At 74.0% G+C, this 7,259-nt stretch carries 7 protein-coding genes; 3 read left to right on the top strand and 4 right to left on the bottom strand.

Translation table 11 applies throughout. The features are described 5' to 3' along the window. The coding region (locus ASF38_RS18400) for an endo-1,4-beta-xylanase (RefSeq protein WP_200914446.1) at positions 1-1,028 on the bottom strand (1,028 nt) is incomplete at its 3' end. Between the two features lie 217 nt (positions 1,029-1,245). Between ASF38_RS18400 and ASF38_RS07560 the strand changes: the two genes are divergently transcribed. Continuing rightward, positions 1,246-2,319 (top strand): hypothetical protein, encoded by a 1,074-nt coding sequence (locus ASF38_RS07560; RefSeq protein ID WP_156366839.1) that lies wholly within the window; start codon positions 1,246-1,248, stop codon positions 2,317-2,319. 8 nt (positions 2,320-2,327) lie between these two features. On the opposite strand, the gene ASF38_RS07555 is transcribed toward ASF38_RS07560, so the two are convergent. After that, the gene (locus tag ASF38_RS07555; protein WP_056574899.1) at positions 2,328-3,332 is read right to left on the bottom strand and encodes a hypothetical protein; all 1,005 of its coding nucleotides are present in this window, start codon (positions 3,330-3,332) and stop codon (positions 2,328-2,330) included. 33 nt (positions 3,333-3,365) lie between these two features. Here ASF38_RS07555 and ASF38_RS07550 point away from each other — a divergent pair, with 33 nt between their 5' ends. Further along, entirely contained in the window at positions 3,366-4,532 is a 1,167-nt protein-coding gene (locus tag ASF38_RS07550) for a DUF4185 domain-containing protein (RefSeq protein ID WP_056574896.1), read from the top strand. Here ASF38_RS07550 and ASF38_RS07545 read toward each other — a convergent pair. Beyond that, positions 4,496-5,260 (bottom strand): hypothetical protein, encoded by a 765-nt coding sequence (locus tag ASF38_RS07545; RefSeq protein WP_056574894.1) that lies wholly within the window; start codon positions 5,258-5,260, stop codon positions 4,496-4,498. The two genes, ASF38_RS07550 and ASF38_RS07545, sit on opposite strands and share 37 nt — an antisense overlap. Positions 5,261-5,335: 75 nt before the next feature. On the opposite strand from ASF38_RS07545, the gene ASF38_RS07540 reads away from it, so the two are divergent. Then, the gene (locus tag ASF38_RS07540) at positions 5,336-7,027 is read left to right on the top strand and encodes an acyl-CoA dehydrogenase family protein (protein ID WP_082480580.1); all 1,692 of its coding nucleotides are present in this window, start codon (positions 5,336-5,338) and stop codon (positions 7,025-7,027) included. 36 nt (positions 7,028-7,063) lie between these two features. Here the strand turns inward: ASF38_RS07540 and ASF38_RS19130 are convergent. Then, on the bottom strand, positions 7,064-7,259 hold a 196-nt coding region (locus ASF38_RS19130; protein WP_304438647.1), incomplete at its 5' end, for an FAD-linked oxidase C-terminal domain-containing protein.

Here is a 7,259-nt window from a genome sequence, read left to right as displayed (position 1 = left end):
CCGGTGGGGAGCTCCCGCATCCACCGGGGCATCGCCTCGGTGAAGGCGATCGTGTGGCCGTGCACGGCGATTCCCTTGCTCTCCGCGAGGTCGAGGAGGGCATCGGCCTCCTCGAAGCGGTACTCCCCCTGCCGCGGGGAGAGCGCCTGCGGCTTCATCGCGTTCTCCGGGGTGAGGGCGCCGAAGTTGCCCACGAAGCTGCTCGCGTAGTCCTCGTCCGAGGCGAGCGGACCCAGTGCCACGGCCGCGCCGATCAGGAAGTCCGGACGAGAACGGGCGGCACGAGCCTGCAGCCCGTCGGGAGCCACGCTCGCGTCGGCCGCCACGGGAGCTGCGGTGCTCAGGGAGGCGCCACGCGGCGCCGCGGCCGTGAGCGAACGGACCGCGAAGGACCCCTTCTCGCTCGACAGGCCCAACCACAGCGCGCCAGTGTCGAAGACGTCGCCGAGGGGCAGGGAGGACACCGTGTCCCCACCGCTCGCGATGTCGAGCCGGTCGCCGGAACGGTGCACGGAGAGCTCCGCCTCGGGGTCGGGAACCGTGGCGCGCGCGTCCCGCACAGGCTGAGGGTCGGCCACGTCCTGCTGGGGGGAGCCGTCGAAGAGTGCGATCCGCAGGTCGTCGCCGCGGAGCGTGAGGTGAAGTCCCGCGGGCTCGATCCGGAACTCGTCGGCGATCACCGGTGGGCTGTCGTAGAGCGACAGGGTGGCATCGGCGGTCACCTCCGCGAACGACACCCCGAGCGTGAAGTCGTCCGCGGTCGCCAGATGCGTTCCCAGGTCGACCGGCGGGTTCGCCTGCCTCCTCCCGCCGTCCTGCTCGACGATGCTCCTCCCCGTCGCCGTCACCTGGAGACCGTCGGTGTCCTCGACGATCCCGGGCACGTGCCGCCAGTCCTCCTGCAGCAGGTCGATGACGGTGCCCGGTCTGGTCGCCATGTCCGGCGAGCTGCCGCCGGCCAGGGCGAGGACCAGGCTCGCCGACGCCAGGCTCGCGACGCGCCATCGCCGAGCGGTCAGGACCGTCATCGACGAACACCGTCATGGGAAGCCGGAGACGTCGCGTCAGTCGACGTGCAGCGCCGCGTCCTCATCGGTGGTGAACACGCACCGACACCACGAAGGCGAGCCACGAGGAGAACCTAGCAAGCCTCGATCGTGCGATCGCCCGGGTCGCGTCTGGTGGTCAGCACGTCGACCGTGACCCCGGACGCATCGCGGGCCGACGGCGGGGAACGTCCGTGACATGAGCAGCTCTCCCGCTGGACGAAGCCGACTGGCCGCGCAGGTCCGCGACGGCGTCGCGCGCCATCCCCGCGTACCGAGAGCGGCCAAGGCGGCGGTGGCCGCCGTGCTGGCGTGGCTCGCGGTCCAGCCCCTCGGCGGTGCTGCCGACGAGTACCCGTACTACGCGCCGCTGGGCGCGGTCATCGCCGTCTCCGCGACGGTGGCCGACTCCGTCAAGGCGTCCGTGCAGGGGGTGATGGCCATCCTGCTCGGGGCCGCGCTCGCCGTCGTGGCTGCCGCCGTGGTGCCGACGGTGCCGGGCCTGGCCGTCGTGGTGCTCCTCGGCACGCTCGCGGCAGGGTGGTGGCGCTTCGGCGAGATGGGCGACTGGGTGCCGATCGCAGCCCTGTTCGTCCTCATCATCGGCAGCAGCGGCCTGGTCGACTACCTCATCGGCTACGTGCTGCTCACCGGGCTGGGCGCGGCCGTCGGGGTCGCGGTGAACGCAGCCCTTCCGCCGATGCCGCTGGTGCCGGGGGACCGTCAGATCATCGTCGCCCGCGAGGCGCTCGCCGCGCAGCTCGACGACCTCGCCGACGCACTGCGCAGCGACCCGCCGCTGGACCGGGAGCAGTGGCTCGCCCGGCACCACGACATCCGTCCGCGCGCGCAGGCCATGGGACGGCTCGTCACCCAGGCCACGCAGGTGCGTCGGGTGAACTGGCGCGCCCGCCGGTGGCAGGAGTGGGCCGACCGCCAGGTCGAGCACGCACGGGCGCTCGAGCGCCTCTCGCTGGTGGTCGACGACCTCGCCGGCCTGCTGGCGATGACCGAGCACGCCGACCGCGAGGACGTCGCGCTCGGTCCGCGTCTGCGGCAGCCCGCGGCCGAGGCCATGGAGGCGGTCGCCGTGATGCTGCGTGAGGAGAAGGACGAGGACGGTCCGCCGTCCCAGGACGTGCGCGACCGCGCCGACGCCGCCGTCGAGGTGCTGGCCGACTCCGTGACGGAGCGGGTGCGGGCCGGGGTCACCGGGGTGCTCGCGGCCGGGGCCGTGGTCACCGCCCTCCGGCAGCTGGTCGCATCGGTGTGACGGTGCGGCTACCGGGTCCGGCGGTGCTCGACGTGGCCGTCCCCGCGGTCGTCGGACCTGGACGACTCCTCGTCCCGCCGACGCTCCCGCCGCGCCAGGGCCGACGTGGCGAATGAGGCCGCCACCCAGGCGACGAGCACGCCGAGCGACGTCGCGACCCCCGATCCCTGGCGGAAGGCCACGGCGCGGGCAGCGTCGAGGCCGGCCGCGTGCGGCAGCCACGACGTCACCGAGCGCCAGGCGACGGGTTGCTGCCACGGGTCGGTACCGGCCAGTGCGGGCAGCGCGGTCAGGAGCAGCACGGCGACCGCGAGGGCCAGGCCCCAGACGTCGAGCACGCTGAGCAGGGCCTGCGTCACTGCGCAGGCTGCCAGCGTCGTGGCACCCAGCACCAGCCACCATCCGAGCCAAGGGCCGGACGTGGCCGTGGCCGCGGCGATGGCGAGCGCGAGCCCGACCACGGCGCTGAGCACCACCGAGGCCGCGGCCCGACGGACCCCGTCCTGCGCGGTGCGCGCCTGCGGTCCGCGCCACCAGGCGAGGGCCGCGACGCCGAGCATCCCCGCCGCCACCGCCGCCAGCGGGGCGAGGTCGACCACGCGTCGATCGAGCACGGAGGCCCTCGGTGGCACCTCCTCGACGTCGAGGGTTCGACCCAGGGACGCGGAGAGGGCTCGCACGTGCGCCACCACGGCAGCGGTCAGCTGAGGATCCTGCGACCCAGGGACCAGCACGAGGTCGCGCTCGGTCGCCAGGTCCACGACCACCACGGCCGTGGCTGCACCCGACTCCAGTCGGTCCACGCCCTCGCGACGGTCCTGCGTGGTGGACGCGTCGAGGGTGCCCGCGGCGTCGGCGCGGTCGGCGAGGGCCTGCCCCACGACGGCCGGCGCGACGATCGTCACCGGCGCGTCGTGGGGGGCGTCGCCGACCACGAGCGTCGAGACGAGGACCAGGCCGACCACCTGGGTCACCACGACGAGGACGAGCGGCACCCAGCGTCGTCCGGACATGGCTGGACCCTACCGACGTGAGATCGTGACGGCATGGTCCTGCCGCGTGCCCCGTGGCGCGTACGGGTCCTCGCCGTCACGGTTCCCGCCCTGGTGGCCATGCTGGCCCTCGCCTCGCTCGCCGCCCCCGACGTCGAGGAGCCGGCGCGCGTGGGCGCGGCCGACCAGACCCGGTGCCTGCCGATCGAGCCGATCCGCTCGGTCGCGGACCTCAACGACCTGGTCACGAAGGTGCGGGGCCGCGGGGAGTTCGAGGGCGCCGACGTCGGCGCGGACGTCACGCTGCAGGACGGCCGGCGTCTGTGGGTCTTCGGCGACACCCTCCGCTCGGCCGACTTCGTCGGACAACGCTTCGTGCGCAACTCCATGCTGGTCTTCGACGACGAGTGCGCCGAGGTGGTGCTGCCGCCCGACAAGGGCGCGCTGATCCCGGACCGTGCCGACGGCGTGGGCTACTGGCCGATGTCGATCGCGAAGGTCGAGCGCACCGGCTACGACCTGGTCGGCGTGAGCGCCCAACGGGTCCAGGGCGCCTCCGCTCCGGACGGTGAGCTCGCGTTCGACAACCTCGGCCCCGCGATCGCCCTGTTCATCGTGCCGCGCGGCCGCACGCCGCAGCTGCTGTCGGTCCGCGACGTCGGCGCGGACCGGTCCGGCACCGAGCGGCCCACGTGGGGTGCCGCCGCGACGGTCCACGACGGCTGGGTCTACCTCTACGGCACCGCGAACCCGGGCGAGCGGCTGGTGTTCGGCTTCGACCTCCGCGTGGCGAGGGTGCGTCCCGACGACATCCTCGACGTCGGTCGGTGGCGCTACTGGGACGGCGAGTCGTGGAGCCGCAGGGCCGAGGACGCCGCGGTGCTGGTTCCTGCGGAGGGTGGGGTGTCGCAGACGTTGAGCGTGTTCGAGCGCGCCGGCCGGTGGTACGCCGTGAGCAAGCGCGACGAGTTCCTGGGCACCGACCTCGTGATCTGGTCCGCGCCCTCGCCGACCGGTCCCTTCACGGCGGGGCCGCCGCTGGCGTCGATCCCGTCGTCGTCGAAGGGGCGGCTGCGCTACATGCCGTTGGCGCACCCGGACCTGCTGCCCGAGGAGGGCAGCGTGGTCGTCTCCTACAGCCAGAACGACACCGATCCCGCGGTCGTGGCCGAGGACCCGTTCCTCTACCGGCCGCGGTTCCTGCGGGTTCCGCTGCCCTGACGCGTGGCGGGAGGCTCGCTGACCGGGGCCAGCACCGCTGCCAGCTCCGCCTGGTAGGCGGCGTAGGCGGTCGCCAGGGCCGGACCGTTCCAGGTCTTCGGTCGCAGCGACGGGGGCAGGGCGGGGTCGGTCCGCAGGTGCCGAACCAGCGCGGCAGCGACGGCGAGCCGGTCGGCGGGCGAGAGGTCCTCTGCGAGCGCCGCGAGCAGTGCATCGCCGGTGCGCGTCCAGGAGTCGAGGTCCCACAGCCGGCCGACGAGCGCGCGGACGTCGGACGGGTTCGACGTCGCGACCACGGCCAGGTCCGCCGACCAGTCGGGCAGGGGGCGGTCCAGGTTCGCCGGGCGCGTCCACACGCCCTCGCGCAGCTCCGCCAGCCGCAGCTGCTCCATCTCCAGGCGGAACGCCGCCCGGTCGCTGGCCGCGCGGCCCGTGGCCACCACGACGACGGTCTCCCAGGTGCCGTCCCACGAGCGGTAGGGCGGGTCGAGCGCGGCGTCCTGGAACCGTTGGCGCGCCCGGAGCCGTTCGCCGATCCTGTGCACCCCGTCGGTGCGCTCGAGGTCGCCGGCCGCCACCAGCCGGGTGAGTGCCGCCCGCACCGTGGACTCGGGGACGTCGAAGACCTCGCCGAGGGCGACGAGCTGGGCGGCCGTCAGCTCGGGAGGGTGTACGGCGAGCAGCAGGCTGAGCACGATCGACCGCGCGCTGAGGGGGCGGACCTCCATCGGTCTCCCCCCTCGGTCGAGCGACTGGACATTGCACTCTCTTGACAACTGTAGCGATGATGCAATGCTTGGTGCATGACCACCACGCCGTACCCCGCCGCCAACGGCCACGCTACTGCTCCGACCGGTGCGCAGGACGCCAACCAGGCCCCGCCCCTCGCGCCCTACGACGCCTCCGCCGACGTCGCACTCCTGGAGGCCCTGCACCGCGAGGGAGCCGGCTGGAACGAGGCCGACGTCCGGCGCGTCGGGCAGCTGGCGGGCGGGGTCGAGGCCCAGCAGTGGGCCGAGGACGCCAACCGGTTCGACCCGGAGCTGCGCACCGTCGACCGCTACGGGAACCGCGTGGACGAGGTCGAGTTCCACCCGGCCTGGCACCACCTCATGCGCACCTCGATCGCCGAGGGGATGGGCGGCGCGGCCTGGGTCGACGACCGGCCCGGCGCCCACGCGGCCCGCACCGCGAGGGGGCTCGTGTGGGGTCACACGGAGGCGGGGCACGGCTGCCCCGTGACCATGACGTACGCGGTCGTGCCGGCGCTGCGCCACCAGCCCGAGCTCGCCGCCGTGTACGAGCCGCTGCTCACGTCGCGCATCTACGACCCGGGGCTGCGGACCCCCTCGACGAAGCGCGGCCTGCTCGCCGGCATGGGCATGACGGAGCGCCAGGGCGGGTCCGACGTGCGCACCAACTCCACGGTCGCCCGACCCACCGGCGAGCCGGGTGTCTTCACGCTGCACGGCGCGAAGTGGTTCACGTCGGCCCCGATGTGCGACGTCTTCCTCGTGCTCGCGCAGTCGCCCGGCGGCCTGTCCTGCTTCCTGGTGCCGCGGATCCTGCCCGACGGCACGCGCAACCCGTTCCACATCGTCCGCCTCAAGGACAAGCTGGGCAACCGGTCCAACGCGTCGTCGGAGCCGGAGTTCGACGGCACGGTCGCCTGGCTCGTGGGCGACGAGGGGCGTGGTGTCCGCACCATCATCGACATGGTCGGCTGCACCCGTCTGGACTGCGCGGCCGGCACCAGCACCCTCATGCGCAAGGCGCTGGTGGAGGCCGGGCACCACGTGTCGCACCGCTCCGCCTTCGGCGCGCTGCTCGTCGACCAGCCCCTCATGCGCAACGTCCTGGCCGACCTCGCCGTCGAGTCCGAGGCTGCGACGTCGCTGACCATGCGGCTGGCGGGTGCCACCGACCGGGCGCTCCGGGGCGACGAGCAGGAGCAGGCGTTCCGGCGCATCGGCACCGCCCTCGGCAAGTACTGGATCACCAAGCGTGGCCCGGCCTTCACCGCCGAGGCCATGGAGTGCCTCGGAGGCAACGGGTACGTCGAGGAGTCGGGCATGCCGCGGCTCTACCGCGAGGCCCCGCTCAACTCCATCTGGGAGGGCTCGGGCAACGTGAACGCGCTCGACGTCCTGCGCGCGCTCGGACGGGAGCCGGTCGTGGCCGACGTGCTCATGCACGAGATCGGGCTCGGGAAGGGCGCGAACCGCCACCTCGATGCCGCGGCCGACCGACTGGGCGCCGACCTCGCCGCGGCCGTGGCCGACCTCGCGAGCATCGAGTTCCGTGCGCGTCGGCTCGTGGAGCAGATGGCCCTGGCCCTCCAGGGCTCGCTGCTCGTGCGGCACTCCACGCCGGCCGTGGCCGACGCCTTCTGCTCGTCGCGCCTCGGCGGGCAGGGCGGGCTGGCCTTCGGGACGCTCGACGTCGGGGTCGACACGGCCGCGATCCTCGAGCGCGCGCTCCCCGACGCCTCCTGAGCCCTCCCACGTCGGCCGGGCGGCGGTGGCCGCGGCTCAGCCCTCGGGGCGTGGCGACAGGACGTTGCCGGGGTTGAGGCGCCCGGCGGGGTCGAACGCGGCCTTCACGGCGTGGTGCACGTCGAGGGCCACGGGGTCGAGCTCGCGCGTGAGCCAGCCGGACTTGAGCCGGCCCACGCCGTGCTCGCCGGTGACCGTCCCACCCAGCTCGAGGGCCAGGGCGGTGATCGCG

The organism is Aeromicrobium sp. Leaf272 (assembly GCF_001422865.1).
Taxonomy (GTDB): Bacteria; Actinomycetota; Actinomycetes; order Propionibacteriales; family Nocardioidaceae; genus Aeromicrobium.
This window is presented reverse-complemented; position numbering and strand designations above follow the sequence as displayed.

Coding starts and splice junctions, on each gene's coding strand:
- ASF38_RS07555 (WP_056574899.1), bottom strand. CDS start 3,332: ATGTCCGGACGACGCTGGGTGCCGCTCGTCCTCGTCGTGGTGACCCAG.
- ASF38_RS07550 (WP_056574896.1), top strand. CDS start 3,366: ATGGTCCTGCCGCGTGCCCCGTGGCGCGTACGGGTCCTCGCCGTCACG.
- ASF38_RS07540 (WP_082480580.1), top strand. CDS start 5,336: ATGACCACCACGCCGTACCCCGCCGCCAACGGCCACGCTACTGCTCCG.
- ASF38_RS07560 (WP_156366839.1), top strand. CDS start 1,246: ATGAGCAGCTCTCCCGCTGGACGAAGCCGACTGGCCGCGCAGGTCCGC.
- ASF38_RS07545 (WP_056574894.1), bottom strand. CDS start 5,260: ATGGAGGTCCGCCCCCTCAGCGCGCGGTCGATCGTGCTCAGCCTGCTG.